The organism is uncultured Cetobacterium sp. (assembly GCF_947039425.1).
Lineage (GTDB): Bacteria > Fusobacteriota > Fusobacteriia > Fusobacteriales > Fusobacteriaceae > Cetobacterium_A.
Genome location: NZ_CAMQYW010000004.1, coordinates 19,061 through 38,391, shown reverse-complemented (window position 1 = coordinate 38,391; position 19,331 = coordinate 19,061). Strand labels below are relative to the sequence as shown.

Here is a 19,331-nt window from a genome sequence, read left to right as displayed (position 1 = left end):
TGTATCTGTTCCTTTTCTACATTCTATTCTTTTTCCTTTTGCTTCTCCTGCTATAATTCTCATAATTCCACCTCACTTTAATAGATGAACATCGCATCTCCAAAACTAAAGAAATGATATTCCATATCAACACCCTCTTTATAAACATCAAGCATAAACTCTCTACTAGAAAGAGCTGATACTAACATTAAAAGAGTTGATTTTGGTAAATGGAAATTAGTTATTAATCCATCTATTACCTTAAATTTATATCCTGGATATATAAATATCTCTGTTGAACCACTTTGAGCAATTAGCTCTCCATTATCATCTAGTGACGATTCAAGAGCTCTTACTGTTGTTGTTCCAACTGCTATTATTCTTCTGTTTTCAGCTTTCGCTTTTCTTATTCTATCCACTGTTTCTTTTGGAATTTCAAAAGATTCTTCATGCATTTTATGATCAAGGACATCTTCAGTTTGAACTGGTCTAAATGTTCCTAGTCCAACTTCTAAAAATACATCTAATATTTCAACACCCTTATCTTTTATTCTTTCTAAAAGTTCCTCTGTAAAGTGTAACCCTGCTGTTGGTGCTGCTACAGATTCTCCTTTTATTGCATAAACAGTTTGATATCTATCTTTCTTTTCTAAAGCTTCTACTATATATGGAGGTAATGGCATTTTCCCAAGCTTATCTAAAACTTCTTCAAAAGCACCTTCATAAGTAAATTTTAAAACTCTATTTCCATCATCTTTTATCTCTAAAAGTTCAGCTGTTAATTCTTGATTATCTCCAATATGAAGTACTTGACCAACTTTTAATTTTTTAGCTGGTTTTAAAAGACACTCCCAAGTATCAAGTGCCACTCTTTTAATTAAAAGAATTTCTAATACTCCACCTGTATCTTTTTTCCCAAAAAGTCTTGCTGGAATAACTTTAGTTGAGTTTCTTACTAAAACATCCCCTTTTTTTAAATAATCAATTATATTGTAGAAAATTTTATGCTCTACTGTTTTTTCATCTTTATTTACCACCATTAATTTAGAGTGATCTCTTGGTTCTCTTGGTTTTTGTCCAATTAATTCCTCTGGAAGATGATAATCATAATCTGCTAACTTAGTTGACACTACTTTCACCACTCTTTCTGCCTATTACAACTCTTTCTATTCCACCATAATCTTTTACTATGGCTATTATATCAAATTTGCTTTTTTCCATTAATTTACTCACTGTTTCTGCTTGATTATATCCAACTTCAAAAGCTAAATAACCATCTACTTTTAAATAGTCACTAGCTTCTTTTGATATCTTTTCGTAAAAAAAGTATCCATTCCCTTTATCTGTTAAAGCTCCTAAAGGTTCATGTAATTTCACTTCAGGCATTAACTCTTCATATTCACTTTGAGGTATATATGGTGGATTAGATATAATCATGTCAAAATCTTTATCTTTTATATTTGAAAATATATCAGATTTAATAAATTTTAAATTTTCTTCAACCTTATTTAAACTTCTATTTATTTTAGCAACTTCTAAAGCATCTAAACTAATATCTGCTCCTAACACAGAACTTGTTGGAATCTCTTTAGCCACTGTTATAGATATAGCACCACTTCCTGTTCCTATATCTAAAACCTTTGGATTTTCAATCTCTTGCAATATAAATTTACACTGCTCAACTAAAATCTCTGTATCTGCTCTTGGAATTAAAACTCTACTATCAACTTTAAATGGATATCCATAAAATTCCCATTCGCCTAAAATATATTGAAGAGGCTTTTTATCTTTTGCTCTCTCATGTAATAGTTTTTTTATTTCATCCTTTTCCTTTAAAGTAATCTCTCTTTTTAAATTCATTGATAAAATATTTCTTCTTACTTTTAATACATGAGCAAATATATATTCTGCATCTAATTTACTATCAATAACACTATTATTCTTTAAATATTCAATACATTTTAGTAATAACTCTTGATTTTCTTTTTCAAAAGTTTTCTGAGATTTTTTTTCTTCAACCTCGTTCTTAGACAATTCATCAAAAAGAACTCTTTTTCTAGCCATAGCTTTTAGATACTCTTTAATTTTATCTTTTTGCTCCAACGTTAAATCCATATCAAAATATGCATAAAGTGTTATTCTATCTAATTTTAAAACATAAGATATAACTTTTTCACTTTCTAAACGGGGTTTTGAAAAGGAGTATTTTTTCAAATACTCCTCTGAAAACTTCAATATATCTAGTAATTTCATAAATTACTCCGCTGAACTTGAAAGCATCTCTGCTTGAGCAAAAGTTGTTAGAGCATCTATCATATTATCTATATCTCCATCTAAAAATGCTTCTAGTTGGTGAGCTGTATATTTGATTCTATGATCTGTTATTCTTCCTTGAGGATAGTTATATGTTCTTATTTTTTCTGATCTATCTCCTGATCCAACTTGAAGTCTTCTTTCACTTTCAACAGCAGTTCTTTGTTTTTCTAGCTCCATCTCATATAGTTTTGAAGTTAAATGTTTCATAGCCTTATCTCTGTTTTTTAACTGAGATCTCTCATCTTGACACTGAACAACTACTCCAGTTGGTAAGTGAGTAATTCTAACTGCAGAGTCAGTCATGTTAACGTGCTGACCTCCAGCTCCTCCAGCTCTATATGTATCTATTTTTAGATCTTTTGTATCTATTTTTACACCTTGAACTTCATCAACCTCTGGTAAAACTGCTACTGTTGCTGTTGATGTATGAATTCTTCCTGATGATTCAGTTTCAGGAACTCTTTGTACTCTATGTACTCCTGACTCAAATTTAAGTCTTGAATAAGCACCCTGACCATTAATAGAGAATACTGCTTCCTTTATTCCTCCTACTCCAATCTCTTGCTTTTCAATTAACTCTACTTTCCATTTATGTCTCTCTGCATATCTGTTATACATTCTAAATAAATTTCCAGCAAATAGAGCAGCTTCGTCTCCACCAGCTCCTCCTCTAATTTCTATGATAACATTTCTATCATCATTAGGGTCTTTTGGTAAAAGTAAAACTTTCATCTCTTGCTCAATATTAGGAATTATTTCCTCTATCTCTTGCTTCTCTTCTAACATCATTTCTTTCATATCATGATCTTTTTCACTTTTTATATTTTCTTTTATAAAATCTAAATCCTCTTGATATCTTTTATACTCTTTGTACTTCTCAACAATTGGTGTTATATCATTTAAAGCTTTATTACATTCCATCATTTTTTTAGGACTTGCTAAAACTTCTGGAGAACCTAACGCTTCTGATAGTTCGTTAAACCTTACTACTACTTCTTCTAATTTAGTAAACAATATCTTCACTCCTTTTTTTATCTATACTTTAACTTATAAAGTATACCATAATTACTTTTAAATTAAAATAAAAAATCTCCTTTAAAATATATAAGGAGACTCATATTTTATTTAACTCTCTTTGTTTTTTCTAATTCTTTCAACTGATCTTTCCCTAGCATTTAGGTATTGTTCTGTTGTTATATACTTCTGTACTTCCACTTGATATTTTAATCTATCTTTTATTATTTCTGTATCAATAACTCCAATTTGTTCGACCAGCTTATTTAACTCACCTATATTTTTTTCAGTTCCTTCTAAAATATACTTATTCATTTCAATTTCTAAAGATTTTTTATCTAAAGTTTTTAATTTATACTGAGTGCTTGCTTCTTTTATTATCTCTTTAGCCTTATTTAAATTCTCTTGAGTTACTCCCACTGCTTTAAAATCTTCATCTTTAACTATTCCTATCCCACCAGCTGCTAACATAGGTACTGTTAAAATAAAAATTAATAGACCTATTACTATTTTCCTCATATTTTCCTCCGCTAAATTTGTAAATCTGAAACAAACAGATTCTCTGAATTAAAATCTTTTTTATTTATTTTAATTGCGTCACTTTGAAATAGATCATCAATTTTAAATCCAGAATCATTCTTTTCAATCTTATTTAAAATTACATCCTTTGATTCCAATGCAACTAAATTTGATGTTACAGGAGTTATATTATTCTTTACTAAATCATAAGAAGTTCCTGTGAAAACTCCCACAACAAATAACGAAAGAGAAACAACAGACATTTTTTTTCCTTTCCTTTTTTCCTCTTCTAAAAGAGTTTTATAAACATTTGCTCTTATTTTTTCCTTTGGAGAAACCACTTTAGACTACACCTCCCATATCTTTAATAGCTTTATAATAAATTGTTTTTACTGTGGATATATTCATATCTTTCATATTTGAAATCTCTCTTAACTTATATCCATAAATATCTTTTAAAACAACAATCTCACGTTCTTGAAACTCAAGCTGTTTCAATTTTTCTTCTAATAGAATAGAAACATTAAAATCTTCATTGCTTTCCACATTTAAAATTTCATCATTTAATTCTAAATTTAACTTTTTCTTTCTAAAAAAGTCATATGTTTTATTTATTGCAATTCTATATATCCATGTATAAATATTACTTTCTTTTCTAAAGTTCTTTAAATTCTTATAGACACTAATAAAAACTTCTTGAGCTACATCTTCGGCATCTTCGGCATTTTTTACTGTCGATAGTATTTTATAATAAACTCTATCAAAATACTCGTTATATATTTCATCAAAATCCATTTAAATACCTCATCATTTTAGCTTTATAATTTTAGACTACAAAAATAAATAAAAAGTTTTAATTTAAATCTTCTTCGATCATATTTTTAAGTTCTCTAAGAATATCTTTCTCATCTACTTTTTTTACAATTTCTCCTTTTTTAAAGAGTACTCCAACGCCTTTTCCACCAGCTACACCATAATCTGCTTCTTTTGCTTCTCCTGGTCCATTTACAACACAACCCATTACAGCTATTTTAACTTTTTTTCCATAATTTTCAAATTCTTCTTCAACTTTATGAGCAAGTCCTATTAAATCTATCTCTGTTCTCCCACATGTTGGACAAGATATTATCTCTACTCCCTCCTCTCTAAGTCCTAATACCTTTAAGATCTCCTTTGCAACTTTTATCTCTTCAACTGGATCTTCTGTTAATGATACTCTTATTGTATCTCCTATTCCATCAACTAAAAGTGAACCTATTCCTATAGCTGACTTTACTGTTCCTTGAAATGCTGTTCCTGCCTCTGTAACTCCAAGATGTAATGGATAATCACATATTTTAGATAATTTTCTATAGGCCTCTATCATCATTTTTACATTACTTGATTTTAAAGAAACTACAATATTTTTAAAATCATATTTTTCTAGCAATTGAATATGATATTTTGCACTTTCTACCATTCCATCTGCTGTTGGTTTCCCATATTTTTCTAAGATACTTTTTTCTATTGATCCTGAATTTACACCTATTCTTATTGGAATATTCAACTTTTTAGCTTTTAATACTACCTCTTTAACTTTTTCATCATCACCTATATTCCCTGGATTTATTCTTAATTTATCTATTCCATTTTCCATTGCCATAAGTGCTAATTTATAGTCAAAATGAATATCTGCAACTAAAGGAATTGATATATTCTCTTTTATCTCTTTTATACTTTCTGCTGCTTCCTTTGAGTTAACTGTCACTCTTACCATTTCACATCCAGCCTTTTCTAATTTTTTAATTTGCTCTATTGTTTTTTTAGCATCATTTGTAGGAGTATTTGTCATAGATTGAATTACAACATTATTTTCTCCTCCCATTAAAACATCTCCTATTTTTACTACTCTTGACATTCTCATAAATCCTCCTAAGCATATAATTTGTAAAAATAGCCCTAGAAATCTAGGGCTATCTTACAAATTTCATTGGATTTGATGGTTTCCCATATCTCCTAATTTCAAAGTGTAAATGTGGTCCAGTTACTCTTCCAGACATTCCTGATATAGCAATAACTTGTTTTACTTTTACTCTTTGTCCTTTCCTTACTTTTATCTTACTTAAATGAGCATATCTAGTTTCGTATCCACTATTATGCTTTACTATTATTATCTTCCCATAACCGTGCATGTATCCTGCATATGTAACTACTCCTGTTCTCGAAGCTTCTACAGGTATAAAATGAGCTCTTAAGTCAACTCCTGCATGATATATGTATCTTTTTAACACTGGATGAAATCTCTTTCCAAATGGACTTGTTACTCCAGCATATTTTATTGGCATAATAAATAATTTACTCGGTTTATTATTTCCTCTTTGCTCTAATCTCTTTAGTGTTTCTTCACTTGGATTACGAATAAATAACTCTTCTCCAATTCTAATATTATCACTTTTTAAAGAATTATACTCTCTTAAAGCATCAATATCAACTTTGTAATCTAGAGCTATTTTAAATAAAGAATCTCCTCTTTTAACTCTATAAAAAACACCATTTCCTTTTACTACATTTATCTCTTGTCCTATTTTTAAACTTTTAGATAAATTTGGATTATTTGCTTTCATAATCCCTAAAGAAACTCCATTTGCAGTAGCTATTGATCCCAATGTATCTCCACTTGTTACAATATATTTCTCTACTTTAGGAATAACATATGATGTTTCTAAATTTATCTCTTTTTCTGAAGGTGTTGGAGCTGTTTCTCCTATTTTATACTCTCTCTCAATAGTATAAAAGTTATTATCAACTAAGGCTAATCCCCCTCCATCTTCTACGGTTCCCTTTTCAGAATAATATTCTGTAAATTTTGATAAATCTACAACTTCACTTTTATATGGTTTATACACAACTACTAACATTGTTATAAAAGCTATTATTATGATTAAAAACCTTTTTATTATCTCTTTCACTATTTCCCCCTTACATAAGAGTTTTCATACATTTCTATAAGTTTATCATTACTCTCTGTGGATGAAATAGTATCTATTAATTTCTTTGTTCCTGTTGCTTTATCAAAAGAACATAAATATCTTCTAATTTTCCATATTGATTCTAATTTCTTTTTACTTATTAATAACTCTTCTTTTCTTGTTCCAGATTTTTGAATATCTATTGCTGGATATATTCTTAATTCTGATAAATTTCTATCTAGATGAATGTCTAGATTACCAGTTCCTTTAAACTCTTCATATATTACATCATCCATTTTACTACCTGTTTCAACTAAGGCAGTAGCTATTATTGTTAAACTTCCACCATTTCTAATATTTCTAGCTGAACCAAAGAATTTTTTAGGATAATAAAGTGCCGTTGGATCAATTCCTCCTGATATTAACTTTCCACTTGATGGAATTACTATATTGTATGCTCTTGCTAGTCTTGTTAGTGAATCCATCAATATAACTACATTTTCTCCATTTTCTATTTTTCTCTTAGCTCTTTCTAAAAGTGTCTCTGTTACTTTTATATGATTTCTAGGATCATCATCAAATGTTGAAGCGTATACTTGAGCCCCTTTTACAGTTTCCTTTATATCTGTAACCTCTTCTGGTCTTTCATCTATTAAAAGTATCCAAACCTCTACATCTTTATTATTTTCAATAATAGAGTTTGCTAAGCTACTGATTAGAACAGTTTTTCCTGCTTTAGGCGGAGCTATTATAAGTCCTCTTTGACCTTTTCCAATTGGAGCTATTAATTCTACTATCCTTCCAGAAATATTTTTAGTATCTGAACCTAATTTTATAATTTCTGTTGGATATGCTGGAATTAATTCATCAAAAGGAATCCTTTCCTCTGCTTCTTTAATGCTTCCACTATTTATTAAAAGCACCTTACGCAATCCATAATTTTTTTCCTCTTGAACAGCTCCTCTTACTTCTCCTACTACAAAATCCTCTGTTCTTAATTTAAATTTTCTTATTTGAGATGCTGAAACATATACATCTTTTTCTACATTTGTATTTCTTAAAAAACCATATCCATCAGCCATAACATCTAAATTTCCCCAAGCTAAAAGAAGGTCTTCTTTTTTTTCCATATCTTTTTCTATAAGTTCAACTAATTCTTGTTTTTTTATTCTTGCTGGACATTCTATTTCCATCTGTCTTGCAATCTCTTGTAATTCCTTCAATAAAAAATTTTCTAACCTTTCCATTTTACCTCCAGTTTATTACTGGCCAACTATTTCACCATATAACGACCATGTTTTGCACTCATTTATCTTAATATCAACAAATGTTCCTTCTAAATCCTTATCTCCTTCAAATAAAACTATTTTATTTGTTGAAGTTCTACCAGTTAATACATCATCATTTTTCTTGCTAGGACCTTCAACTAAAACTTTTTCTATATTTCCTTCATATTTTAAACTTGATTCTTTTGATTTTTTATTTTGTAACTCAATAAGTCTATATATTCTTTCTTTTTTTATTTTTTCATCTATTTGCCCATCCATTGTAGCTGCAACTGTTCCTTTTCTTATTGAATACATAAACATATATGCTGATTCAAATCCAATTTTTTCTACAACTTTTAATGTTTCTAAGAAATCCTCTTCTGTTTCTCCTGGGAATCCAACAATTATATCTGCTGTTAATGCTACTCCTGGAACTCTAACTTTTATTTTTTCTGCTAAAGCAATATACTCATCTTGTGTATATTTTCTATTCATAGCCTTTAATATTCTAGTTGATCCTGATTGTAATGGTAAATGAATAGCTTTAGCTATTTTCTCCTCTTTTGCTATTACATCTATTACATCATCTGCAAAATCTTTTGGATGTGGAGATATAAATCTAACTATAAACTCTCCGTCTATTTTACAAATTTCTGTTAATAATTTTGCAAAGTTATCATCTGTATCTAAATCGTTTCCATAAGAGTTTACATTTTGTCCAAGTAACATTATTTCTTTATAACCTTTTTCAACAAAAACTCTAACTTCGTCAACTATCTGAAGTAATGGAACTGATCTTTCTCTTCCTCTTACATATGGTACTATACAATAAGTACAGAAATTATTACATCCATAACCAATTGGAATTGAAGCAACTTTTTTTGAATCAAAGTCTGCATCTAATCTAGGAGGTAACTCATCTTCATCCCCCACATAAATTACATGTTTTAAATCTCCTGTTTCAATTTTCTCTATTGCTGATGGTATCTTTCCAATATTTTGATTTCCCATTACTATATCAATCATTGGGAATTTTTTAGCCAGCGCATCTCCTTGTTCTTGAGCAAAGCAACCTGTTACACCAATTATTGTTCCTCTCTCCTCTTTAATCCACTTTAACTCACCAAGTTTTCCATAAATTTGAGTAGCTGCTCCCTCTCTAACAGTACATGTATTTAAAAATACTGCATCTGCTTCTGATATATCATCTGTTATATTATATCCCATATTTTGTAATATCTTTTTAATTTTTGCACTTTCGTTGACATTCATCTGACAACCGTACGTAATTACTGCTGCGTTTTTCAAATTTCTTTCCTCCAAAATCATACATTTTTTCAAATTTCTTACTCTAAAATTATATCATGTTGACACAATTTTTATCAATAATTCTTTAAGTTTCTATTATTTAAATATATCCTTTGCTTCTAAATACCATAGTAATAAATCAATATTATCCATAGAAATATTAACTTCTTTACAATACTCTCTAAGTTTACCTTCTATTTCTTTATATAACTTAGATGTTATAGTTTTAGGAATTTCATCTATTATTTCTAAAGCTAATAAATTTTTTAAAATATGTCTATCTAAAATTGCTAAATCTTCTCCAAATCCAACATTTCTTAAAAAATGACTAGCTTCTTTAAAAGCCATTCCTCTTATATTTTTCACTATCCACTCTCTCATTTCAAAAGGTGTTTCAAATGTTAGAAAGAAGTCTTTTGTAATAAAGTTCCCTTCTTCATCTGTCATTTGATCTCTTAAAAGGCAAAGATTTTTAGCTTTAGTATTATTAAAACGAACAATATTTAAATAAGGAACAATCTCCTCTTCACTTCCATTAAATAGTGCTCCACTATCTCTTAACTCACTAATCGCCTTCCAAGCATTTCTAGCTTTTGATTGAGGTGTTAATATACAAAAAGCTAATTCACAAAAGATATCTTTATTAGAACCATTTTCCCAAGTTTCTCTAAACTCTTCTAATCTTTTTTCTATATCTTTTTGAACACTTTTATATATTTTTTCAACTTCATAAAAATAAATATTTTTCATAATATCCTCCTTAAAAAAGCATTCTTTTACATATAGTTTTAATTTTACCATAATTTTTTTTATAAAAATAGGATAAAACAAAATACCCATGTAAATGTTTTATCCTATGTTAATTTTAACTACATATTAAAGTAATATCCGTATTCTTTAAAAAGATGAGATACCTCTGCCATATTTTCATTTTTAACAATTATATGAAGATCTTCTCCCTTTAAAATTAAAGGTTTAAATCTTTTATCTTTTGTTATTGCTGAGATAAGCTCTTTGTCATTTTTTAATTTTAATACTTTAAAATCTGGTATATGTGTTATCACTTCAGTTCTTTCTAATAACTTATTAAAGAAAATTATCCAGTTTTCTGGTAAATCATTAGTTATTTTTTCTTTAAACTCTTGAATTTTCTCTTGAATTTCAATTGAATTTTCAAGTCCTTTTGTCATAGATTCTTCTGAAACCTTAAATTTATTTGGAGCTATTTTTATCCCTAATTTTTCAAGTGACATTATTCTAAGGGGACTCTCTCCTAAAATAGTCACTATTAATCTTTCATCATCTAAAATTACTTTTCCTTCATCTTCTATAATTTTAAAATCATATGTTTTTATTTTTCCAAATATATATTTTCCAAGTTCTGTAAATTTAACATATTTTATTCCATCATACTTACTTAAATATCCATTCTTTAAATATAGAGAGTTTGCTGATGATGGTTTTTCATAACAAATTTCTAAAACTCCTAAAGAAGCTAATATAAAGAATACTGATTTTATAAATGGTTCAACAACATATGCTAAATATTTATCATATCCAACAATCTTAGTTCTTTCATAATTTGCTTCATTTATATATAAATTTGTATATGCTGATTCTAAATCAATTATCTCTATAAATTCATCTCTAAATAAAATACTTTTTACAATATTATCAATTGATACAAAATCATTTTCTGGGAACTCATTTATTATCATTTTTATTGTAGCTAATCCTCTTTTTATTTCATCATTTGATTTTGCTACATTTTTAATTCCTTTTAAATAGTTTAAATATAAACTAATGTAAGTATTATCTTCACTTTTTATAATTTCACCATCTAAGAACCCATTAACAATATCTTTTAAATTACTAGCTCTTATATAGTCATCATTTAAATATTCACTTTTAAATAAAAATAAAAACAATCCCATAGTTTCTGTTTTTAAAAACTCTAAATCTTTTATTCCTTCATAATACTCATCTATATTACAATATTTTTTCATATTATTTTTAGATTCTTTTAATAACTTTCCACTACTTGAAAGTTGCATTTTTTCATCCTTATAAAAAGAATAATACTTTCTTAAATTTTCTTGAATTTTTTCTTCATTATTTCCTTTAAATTCACAAGATTCAGGAGTTGTTTTATATATGAAATATTCTTTGGGCTTTGGCATAAATTTTCTCATAACTCTTACAATATCATTATTTAAAGTTAAGTATTCACCTTTTTTATTATCCCCTACAACTGTAAAGAATAAATATTCATCTTTTAATTCTGATTTTATATTATAGCTATCATCTTCTTTAAAGTAAATATCTCTTTCTTGAATCTTAAATTTACCTTTCCAAGCTATCTCTTCAAATACTTCTTTTACATTTTTATCAAAAGAATTAAAAACACTTGCAAATATCTCTGCTTTAGAATACATTTGTTCCATTAACTCTAAAAATGTTGCTTTGTTTGTTGTTGATGATATCAAAGAAATTTCAAATAATCCTAAATTACTTCCAATATATCCTTCTGCTATCCAATCTAAAAAATATTTCTTAAAAATTTTAAATAGAACTTCTTTTGAATAGCTATCATTTAATGCTTTTCTAAATCTATCTTTACTTATTGCCATATCATCTCCTATTCTCCCAGAATAAATTCAATATCTTTTTCTGTTAAAGTTTTAAGAGTTGCCCCTTCATCTGATATTAAATTATCTAAAAGTTGACTCTTACTCTCTTGTAACTTTAATATTTTTTCCTCTATTGTATCTTTTAATATTAATTTATATGAAAAAACTGTTCTGTCTTGTCCTAATCTATATGCTCTGTCTACAGCTTGATTTTCAACTGTTTTATTCCACCAAGGATCATATATAAATATTGTATCTGCAGCTGTTAAGTTAAGTCCTACTCCGCCAGTTTTTAAAGTCATTACAAAAACTTTATATTTTTTATCTTTTTGAAACAAATCTACAAGTCCTTGTCTATCTTTTGTTGCCCCTGTCATTTCAAGATATTTTATTCCTCTTTTTTTAAGATCAGATGTTATGCTTGATATACTTTTTATATAATTTGTAAATATAAGTACTTTATGATCATTTTCAACAGCATCTTGAACGTTATTTATAAGTACCTCTCTTTTACTTGATACTACATTTGGATTTTTCATCTCTGGACAACTTGTTAATTGTCTAAGTTCATTTAAGGCTTGTAAAATATAAAATTGAGTTTTCCCTAATCCTTGACTTTTTATTTGATTATTTATCATTCCATAGTAATAGGTTCTTCTCTCTTCATAAAGTTTTCTCTGTTCTGGGTTCATTCCTATAAATAATGTTTTTTCTATCTTATCTGGTAAATCTTTCAATACCTCTTTTTTTACTCTTCTTAAAATAAAAGGATATATTTTCTTTTTCAATTCATCAATAGCTTCTCTATCATTATCTTTTTGAATTGGATTTGCGTAGTGATGATTAAAATCATCCAATGTTCCAAACATTGATGGATTTAAAAATCTAAATAGAGAATATAATTCTCCTAAATTATTTTCTATTGGTGTTCCACTTAAAGCAAATCTATATTTTGAATTAAGAAGCATAACTGCTTTCGTTGTTTGTGCATTTACATTTTTTATATTTTGTGATTCATCTAAAATTACTAAATCAAACTTCATATCTTTTAATGATGATATATCATTTCTTATTGTTCCATATGTTGTTATTACAACATCAACTTTATCAAACAAAGATTTATCTCTAAAGTTCCCATAATATATTCCACATTTAATTTGTGGACTAAATCTTTTAATTTCACTTTCCCAGTTATATATTAAACTCTTAGGCATAATAATCAAGCTTCTTTTTCCTGGAATATTATGTAAACTTGCTATTAATGTAATCGCTTGTAAAGTTTTTCCAAGACCCATATCATCAGCAAGACAACCACCTAAATTATTATCCATTAAATATGATAGCCATTTATATCCATATTCTTGATATCCTCTTAATGTTGCATTTATTATTGGCATTGGTGCATCATATTTTTCTATTTCATTCATTCCTCTATAAAAACTTCTTGTTTTTTTAATTTCATTACTTAATACTTTATCTTCTATTAAATCATCTATAATAGGTAAGTCAAAAAATGAAATTTTAACATTGGCTTTTCCATTATCTTTAAAAACTCTTTCTAGTTTTTCCATATATTTTCTATTAATAAGAGCATTTGTTCCATCACTTAAAACTACATAAGAATCTTTTTTAAAAGTATTTAAAATATCAACTATAGAGAATTTTTCTCCCTCTATTTCAAGTTGAACATCTCCTTCTAAGAAATCTATTCCATGTTTAAAATTACCTATAACCTTTGGTTTAACAGCTCTAACATTATATTTTTTTAAGTTATCTGTTCCTATTACTTTATATTTTCCTGCAAGTTGTAATAATTCTTGTGTTACAAATTCTCTTGCTAATTTTTCTTGTAATATTATAAAATTTTCATCAACATAAAATGCTGATTTTATTCCTAAATTTCTCTGATGTTTTACCACTACTTTTAATATTTCATCCACTGTTTCATCCAATAAAATTGGATTTACTTCTGTAACTTCAATTTTCTTAGCATCCTCTTTTAAAACCAATGCTTCCTTTAAATCATTAACTTTTAAAAATTCATAAGATACTGTTGATAAAGATACTCCTATTTTTAAGTATAAGCTATTATCTTGAGAAATTTTTTCTATTATTATCTCTTCAGTGGGTTTCATTTTCCCATTAAATACAATTTCGTAATCTAAATATTCAATTTCTACTTCTTTTCCAAAAGAATAAGCTAAAGTTAGATACCTTTCTATTTCCTCTTTTAAAAATTTAGATTCCATCTCTTTCAAAATATGAATTGTATCTTTTGATAATTCAAGAACATAAATTGTTCCATTCTTATATATATAGTTATCTGAAACTATTGTAAAATCTGACTCTCCATTAAATAAAATCTTCCCTTGATATACCCCGCCCTCATAATCTACAACTTCTATTTTCAACACTATTTTATTGTTTTCTAATTCCCAATTTATTGGTTCCATCTCTTTTGTTACAAATTTTTCATTTTCTTTTAGGCAATCTAGTATTTCAATATTATCATCTATATAAAGTTCGTTCTTTTCATTTTCCCAACCAGAAAAAAAACTATCTTCTTTTATTTCTCTTATTAGGCTAATTACTTTCAAATCATTTTCACTTAAATCGTTATATGATTCAACATCTTCTACTCTTTGACCATCACAATCGACCAAAGAAACATATGTTCCAACTTCATCATTTTCTAACATGAAATAAACTGCATCTCTTATTTTTTCTGAACTATATACCATACCCTTTTCCCTTATAAATTATTTTTTTCTGAAATATATTATATCAAATTTTCTAAGGGTTATCAAGAAATTAAAAAAAGGACTCTAAGATTTAGAGTCCTTTTTGATATACTTATTTAGCTTCTGTTTCTTTTATTAACTGGTTCATTTCTTCGATAATTGCATCAGCATTTAATCCATGAGCTGCAACTCCCTCTCCTAAAGTTTCTCCAGCTGCTACCATACATCCAACACATCCTAATCCGTATCTTTTAAAGATGTTTGTAATCATTGGGTATTTTTGAACTGCTTCTAATATATTCATATCTTTAGTTACCATTTTAATGCCTCCTAATTTTTAGTTTCTTTATGAAACAATTATATATAACTTTACTTTTCTTGTCAATTATTTTCCTACTACATTTAATAAATCGTGTATTCTCACAATTCCAATAACTTTTTTATCATTTAAAACTGGTAATACTGATATTTGACTCTCTCTATTTTCCATTAATTCAAGAGCATCTAAAGCCATTATATCCTCAGTTGCAAATGTATATTTTTCTGTCATTATATCCTTAGCCTTTAAAGTAAAGAACTTATCTTTCATTTTCAAAGCTCTTCTAATATCTCCCTCTGTTATAATTCCAAGAAGTTCATCATTTTCAACAACACAAACTACACCAAGTCTTTTTTTAGTCATTGTCATAATTACTGTATCCATATCATTTTCAAGTTCTACTATTGGAAGAGTTTTATGCATAACATCCTTTACTTTCATTAAAAGTCTTCTACCTAAACTTCCACCTGGATGATATACTGCAAAGTTTTCAGGTTTGAAATTTCTAGCTGTTATAAGTATAGTTGCTATTGCATCTCCCATAACAAGAGTACTTGTTGTTGATGACATAGGAGCTAAATTCAATGGACAGCCTTCTTTGTCAACACCTATATCTAAAACTGCATGTGCTGCTTTTCCAAGTCTAGAATTTCTATTTCCTGTCATTGCAATTAAAACTGCACCTATTTTTTTAATTGATGGTAATATAGCTATCACTTCATCACTATTTCCACTATTTGAAATAGCAATAACAACATCTTCTCCACAAATCATTCCTAAGTCTCCATGTAACCCCTCAGCGGCATTCATGAATATAGCATGAGTTCCTGTTGAAGCTAGTGTGGCTGCAATTTTTTTACCTATAATTCCAGATTTTCCAATTCCTGTTATTACAACTTTTCCTTTAGAATCTAAAATTAAATTAATTACATTTTCAATCTCTTCTGATATTTTTTCTTTTACCTTTTCAAGTTCACAAATCTCTTTATCAAATAAATCCCGTGCAATTTTTTTCATGTCCATTTTTATCTACCTTTTACTAAATCATCTATTTTAACTGCTACTTTTAAAATCTCTTCCAATTGTGATAAATAAAGCATATTTGGTCCATCTGATTTTGCATTATCTGGATCTGGATGAACTTCTGCAAATATAGCATCAACTCCTATTGCAAGTCCAGCTCTCATTAGAGGGAATACATACTCTCTATCTCCTGAAGTTGTTGTCCCTGCTCCTCCTGGTCTTTGAACTGCATGAGTTACATCAAATACAACTGGATATCCGAACTTTCTCATTTCACCAAAAGCTCTCATATCTACTACCATATTATTATATCCAAAAGTTGAACCTCTTTCACATAACATAATATTTTCATTTTTCATCTCTTCCATTTTTATAACAACATTTTTCATATCCCAAGGAGCTAAAAACTGTCCCTTTTTAATATTTATAGGTAACCCTGTTTCTGCTGCTGCCATTAATAGATCCGTTTGTCTACATAAGAAAGCTGGTATTTGAATAATATCTACTACCTTTGCAACCTCTTTACAGTGCCAAGCTTCATGTACATCTGTCACAACAGGTATATTTAGCTTTTCCTTTACTTTTTTTAATATCTCTAATCCTTTTTCTATTCCTGGACCTCTGTATGAATGTATTGAAGATCTATTTGCTTTATCAAAAGATGCTTTAAATACATAGTTTATTTCTAATCTATCACATATATCTTTTACTTTTTCCGCAACTTCCATAACTAATTCTTCTGATTCAATTACACATGGACCAGCTATTAATGTGAATCTATTGTTTCCACCAATTTCAAATTTATTACCTATTTTAACTTTCTTTACATCATTAATCAAATTCAATTACTTCACCTCTCTTAATTCTTCTATTGCTTTTATTGCAATCTCCCTATCATCAAAATGAATCTTTGTTTTTCCTAAAATCTGATAAGTCTCATGCCCTTTTCCTGCTATTAGTATTATATCATCTTTTCCTGCTTTTTTTATTGCTTTTTTTATTCCCTTAGCTCTGTCAACTTCAATAGAATAATTATTCCCTTTAAAACCTACCACTATTTCATTTACAATCTCTTGAGGATCCTCTGTTCTTGGATTATCTGAAGTTACAATCACATAATCACTATACTTTTCTGCCACTTCTGCCATTACAGGCCTCTTAGTTCTATCTCTATCTCCACCGCAACCAAAAACAGTAATAACTTTCCCTATATGCTTTATCTCATTTACCCCTTGAAGTATATTTTTTAAAGCATCTCCTGTATGAGCATAATCCACTATAACTTTAAATTTCTGTCCTGCATAAACAGGTTCAAATCTTCCTGGTGCTCCCTTTAATTTACTAACTCTCTCTTTAATTTCTAAATCTGATATTCCAAATACTCTAGCTACTCCAATAGCTCCAAGTAAATTATACATATTAAATTTTCCTAATAACTTTGGTTCCATCTCATTTAATAATTCTCTATCTAAATCTGCTTTTTTATTTAATGAATAAGATATCCCACCAAACTCCTCAAATAATCTCTCTCCATATTTATCATCAATATTTATTATTCCATTTTCTTTATTATCTAATTTTTCAAAAAGTTTCCTTTTAGCCAAAAAGTAATCTTCCATATCCTTATGGTAATCTAAATGTTCTGGTGTTAAATTTGTAAAAACTCCTGCATTAAAAGTTAACATATCAACTCTTCCACTTGTAAGACCATGAGAACTTACCTCCATTATTAAGTATTTAAGTCCTTTATCTACAGCTTTCTTACTCATCTTTATAATATCTAGAGATTCTGGTGTTGTATTTGGAGCTTCAATTATTTCATCTCCTATTTTATACTCTACAGTTCCTATTCTAGCTACTTTATCTGTTCCTAGAAGCTCTTCAATTATATATGTTGTTGTTGTTTTTCCATTTGTTCCAGTTACTCCAACTATTTTCAATTTTTTATCTGGATGACCATAAAAATTAGAAGCAATTACACCTAGCTTCTCTCTTAAATTTTCAATTAAAATATAATCTACATTATGTTTTAACTCTACATTTTTTGATATTAATATAGCTTTAGCTCCATTTTCTATAGCTTTATCTATATATTTATGTCCATCAACTTCTGCTCCTTCTAAAGCTACAAAAATATCCCCATCCTTTACTTTCCTTGAATCATACTCTAAATCTTTAAAATTAATATTTCCATCTATTTTTTTTAAAATCTTATATTCTATATTTTCAAACATCCTTTTCATTTTCTCTCCCTACATATTATTTTCAACTTATTATATCATTTTTCTTTATTATATTACAGTTTAGAAAAGAAAAAATGTCTAGCTTCCTAGACATTTTCAAGTTGTTCTATATTTATTTTTTCTAAAATTTCTTTAATTTCTTTTTCTGATACAAAGCCAGTTTCTAAGTTCATAGCATTTGAAATACCACAAGCCATACTATATTTTAAACAATCCACTATGCTTTTTTCTCTTTCTAAAGCATAGGCAAATCCAGCAACAGATGAATCTCCTGATCCAATAGGATTTAATGCAACTATTCCTTTAGGTATTCGAACTTTATAAATATCTTTTTCTCCAATAAAAAGACATCCATCCTTTCCTAAACTTATCATTACATTTTCCGCCCCCATAGCTTGAAGTTTTTTTCCCCCTCCAACTATTGAGTTTTCATCTTTTAATTTCATATTTAAAATACTTTCTAACTCATCTTTATTTGGCTTTATTAAAAATGGTTTACTCTCAATAGAAAGTAGGAGACTTTCTCCACTTGTATCTAATATTATTTTCTTATCTCTCTCTTTGCATATTTTCACTATCTCTTTATAAAAATCTTTGTCTAGTCCCTTAGGTAAACTTCCAGAACAGCAAATTATATTTACATTTTCTATAAGCTTTATAAATCTATTGATAAAGTTAGCTTTCTCTTCACAGCTAATAACTGGACCTGATTCAAGTATCTCTGTTTGATTATTTTTACTTAAAATTGCCAAACAAACTCTTGTTTCACCAGATATTTTTTCAAAAGATGTCTTAATCTGATTTCTATTAAGTTCATCTTCTATCCATTTACCATTTACTCCACCTAAGTAACCTGTTGTTAAAACATCTTCTCCCAATATTTTTAACACTTTTGCTACATTTAAACCCTTTCCACCTGGAGTTTTTCTTCCATTTTCACTTCTAAAAACCTCTCCCAATTTAAATTCATTAATCTCATATCTTGTATCAACTGCTGGATTTAATGTCACTGTTAGTATCATA

18 protein-coding genes are annotated in these 19,331 nt (G+C 28.1%); all 18 read right to left on the bottom strand.

The window, feature by feature from the left end; translation table 11 throughout:
• Positions 1-77: 77 nt before the first annotated feature.
• Positions 78-1,109, bottom strand: a complete 1,032-nt coding sequence (queA, locus tag Q0V09_RS01055) for a tRNA preQ1(34) S-adenosylmethionine ribosyltransferase-isomerase QueA (protein WP_297404528.1) — start codon at positions 1,107-1,109, stop codon at positions 78-80.
• The gene (prmC, locus tag Q0V09_RS01050; protein ID WP_297404526.1) at positions 1,099-2,232 is read right to left on the bottom strand and encodes a peptide chain release factor N(5)-glutamine methyltransferase; all 1,134 of its coding nucleotides are present in this window, start codon (positions 2,230-2,232) and stop codon (positions 1,099-1,101) included. Before prmC ends, queA begins: the two co-directional genes overlap by 11 nt.
• Before the next feature lie 3 nt (positions 2,233-2,235).
• A complete protein-coding gene (gene prfA, locus Q0V09_RS01045; protein WP_297404524.1) occupies positions 2,236-3,309 on the bottom strand; it encodes a peptide chain release factor 1 in 1,074 nt (357 codons plus the stop codon).
• A 111-nt stretch (positions 3,310-3,420) separates the two neighbouring features.
• Entirely contained in the window at positions 3,421-3,828 is a 408-nt protein-coding gene (locus tag Q0V09_RS01040; protein WP_297404523.1) for a hypothetical protein, read from the bottom strand.
• Positions 3,829-3,839: 11 nt separating this feature from the next.
• Positions 3,840-4,169, bottom strand: a complete 330-nt coding sequence (locus tag Q0V09_RS01035) for a hypothetical protein (RefSeq protein ID WP_297404522.1) — start codon at positions 4,167-4,169, stop codon at positions 3,840-3,842.
• A 1-nt stretch (position 4,170) separates the two neighbouring features.
• Positions 4,171-4,623, bottom strand: coding sequence for an RNA polymerase sigma factor (locus tag Q0V09_RS01030; RefSeq protein ID WP_297404520.1), 453 nt, complete (start codon positions 4,621-4,623; stop codon positions 4,171-4,173).
• Positions 4,624-4,681: 58 nt separating this feature from the next.
• A complete protein-coding gene (ispG, locus tag Q0V09_RS01025; protein WP_297404518.1) occupies positions 4,682-5,731 on the bottom strand; it encodes a flavodoxin-dependent (E)-4-hydroxy-3-methylbut-2-enyl-diphosphate synthase in 1,050 nt (349 codons plus the stop codon).
• A gap of 49 nt (positions 5,732-5,780) precedes the next feature.
• Entirely contained in the window at positions 5,781-6,776 is a 996-nt protein-coding gene (locus tag Q0V09_RS01020; RefSeq protein ID WP_297404515.1) for a M23 family metallopeptidase, read from the bottom strand.
• On the bottom strand, positions 6,776-8,023 hold the full coding sequence (rho, locus tag Q0V09_RS01015) for a transcription termination factor Rho (RefSeq protein ID WP_297404514.1): 1,248 nt from the start codon (positions 8,021-8,023) through the stop codon (positions 6,776-6,778). The genes Q0V09_RS01020 and rho overlap by 1 nt, the downstream gene beginning before the upstream one ends.
• Positions 8,024-8,038: 15 nt before the next feature.
• Positions 8,039-9,352, bottom strand: coding sequence for a tRNA (N6-isopentenyl adenosine(37)-C2)-methylthiotransferase MiaB (gene miaB / locus Q0V09_RS01010; RefSeq protein ID WP_297404512.1), 1,314 nt, complete (start codon positions 9,350-9,352; stop codon positions 8,039-8,041).
• Positions 9,353-9,448: 96 nt separating this feature from the next.
• Complete coding sequence (locus tag Q0V09_RS01005) at positions 9,449-10,105, bottom strand: N-glycosylase/DNA lyase (protein WP_297486766.1); 657 nt, start codon at positions 10,103-10,105, stop codon at positions 9,449-9,451.
• Positions 10,106-10,221: 116 nt separating this feature from the next.
• On the bottom strand, positions 10,222-11,982 hold the full coding sequence (locus Q0V09_RS01000) for a hypothetical protein (protein WP_297404509.1): 1,761 nt from the start codon (positions 11,980-11,982) through the stop codon (positions 10,222-10,224).
• An 8-nt stretch (positions 11,983-11,990) separates the two neighbouring features.
• Complete coding sequence (locus Q0V09_RS00995; protein WP_297486764.1) at positions 11,991-14,723, bottom strand: DEAD/DEAH box helicase; 2,733 nt, start codon at positions 14,721-14,723, stop codon at positions 11,991-11,993.
• 112 nt (positions 14,724-14,835) lie between these two features.
• A complete protein-coding gene (locus tag Q0V09_RS00990; RefSeq protein ID WP_297404505.1) occupies positions 14,836-15,042 on the bottom strand; it encodes a DUF1858 domain-containing protein in 207 nt (68 codons plus the stop codon).
• Positions 15,043-15,108: 66 nt separating this feature from the next.
• Positions 15,109-16,065 carry a KpsF/GutQ family sugar-phosphate isomerase gene (locus tag Q0V09_RS00985; protein ID WP_297404503.1) on the bottom strand — a complete coding sequence of 319 codons (957 nt, stop codon included), beginning with the start codon at positions 16,063-16,065 and terminating at the stop codon, positions 15,109-15,111.
• Positions 16,066-16,067: 2 nt separating this feature from the next.
• Entirely contained in the window at positions 16,068-16,904 is an 837-nt protein-coding gene (gene kdsA / locus Q0V09_RS00980; protein ID WP_297404547.1) for a 3-deoxy-8-phosphooctulonate synthase, read from the bottom strand.
• Between the two features lie 6 nt (positions 16,905-16,910).
• Positions 16,911-18,308: a UDP-N-acetylmuramoyl-L-alanyl-D-glutamate--2,6-diaminopimelate ligase gene (locus Q0V09_RS00975; protein ID WP_297404501.1), complete on the bottom strand. Its 1,398-nt coding sequence runs from the start codon at positions 18,306-18,308 to the stop codon at positions 16,911-16,913.
• Positions 18,309-18,394: 86 nt separating this feature from the next.
• Positions 18,395-19,330 (bottom strand): 1-phosphofructokinase, encoded by a 936-nt coding sequence (gene pfkB / locus Q0V09_RS00970; RefSeq protein WP_297404499.1) that lies wholly within the window; start codon positions 19,328-19,330, stop codon positions 18,395-18,397.
• Between the last annotated feature and the right edge of the window lies 1 nt (position 19,331).

Coding starts and splice junctions, on each gene's coding strand:
- prmC (WP_297404526.1), bottom strand. CDS start 2,232: ATGAAATTACTAGATATATTGAAGTTTTCAGAGGAGTATTTGAAAAAA.
- Q0V09_RS01040 (WP_297404523.1), bottom strand. CDS start 3,828: ATGAGGAAAATAGTAATAGGTCTATTAATTTTTATTTTAACAGTACCT.
- Q0V09_RS01030 (WP_297404520.1), bottom strand. CDS start 4,623: ATGGATTTTGATGAAATATATAACGAGTATTTTGATAGAGTTTATTAT.
- ispG (WP_297404518.1), bottom strand. CDS start 5,731: ATGAGAATGTCAAGAGTAGTAAAAATAGGAGATGTTTTAATGGGAGGA.
- rho (WP_297404514.1), bottom strand. CDS start 8,023: ATGGAAAGGTTAGAAAATTTTTTATTGAAGGAATTACAAGAGATTGCA.
- Q0V09_RS01000 (WP_297404509.1), bottom strand. CDS start 11,982: ATGGCAATAAGTAAAGATAGATTTAGAAAAGCATTAAATGATAGCTAT.
- Q0V09_RS00995 (WP_297486764.1), bottom strand. CDS start 14,723: ATGGTATATAGTTCAGAAAAAATAAGAGATGCAGTTTATTTCATGTTA.
- Q0V09_RS00990 (WP_297404505.1), bottom strand. CDS start 15,042: ATGGTAACTAAAGATATGAATATATTAGAAGCAGTTCAAAAATACCCA.
- Q0V09_RS00985 (WP_297404503.1), bottom strand. CDS start 16,065: ATGGACATGAAAAAAATTGCACGGGATTTATTTGATAAAGAGATTTGT.
- Q0V09_RS00975 (WP_297404501.1), bottom strand. CDS start 18,308: ATGAAAAGGATGTTTGAAAATATAGAATATAAGATTTTAAAAAAAATA.
- pfkB (WP_297404499.1), bottom strand. CDS start 19,330: ATGATACTAACAGTGACATTAAATCCAGCAGTTGATACAAGATATGAG.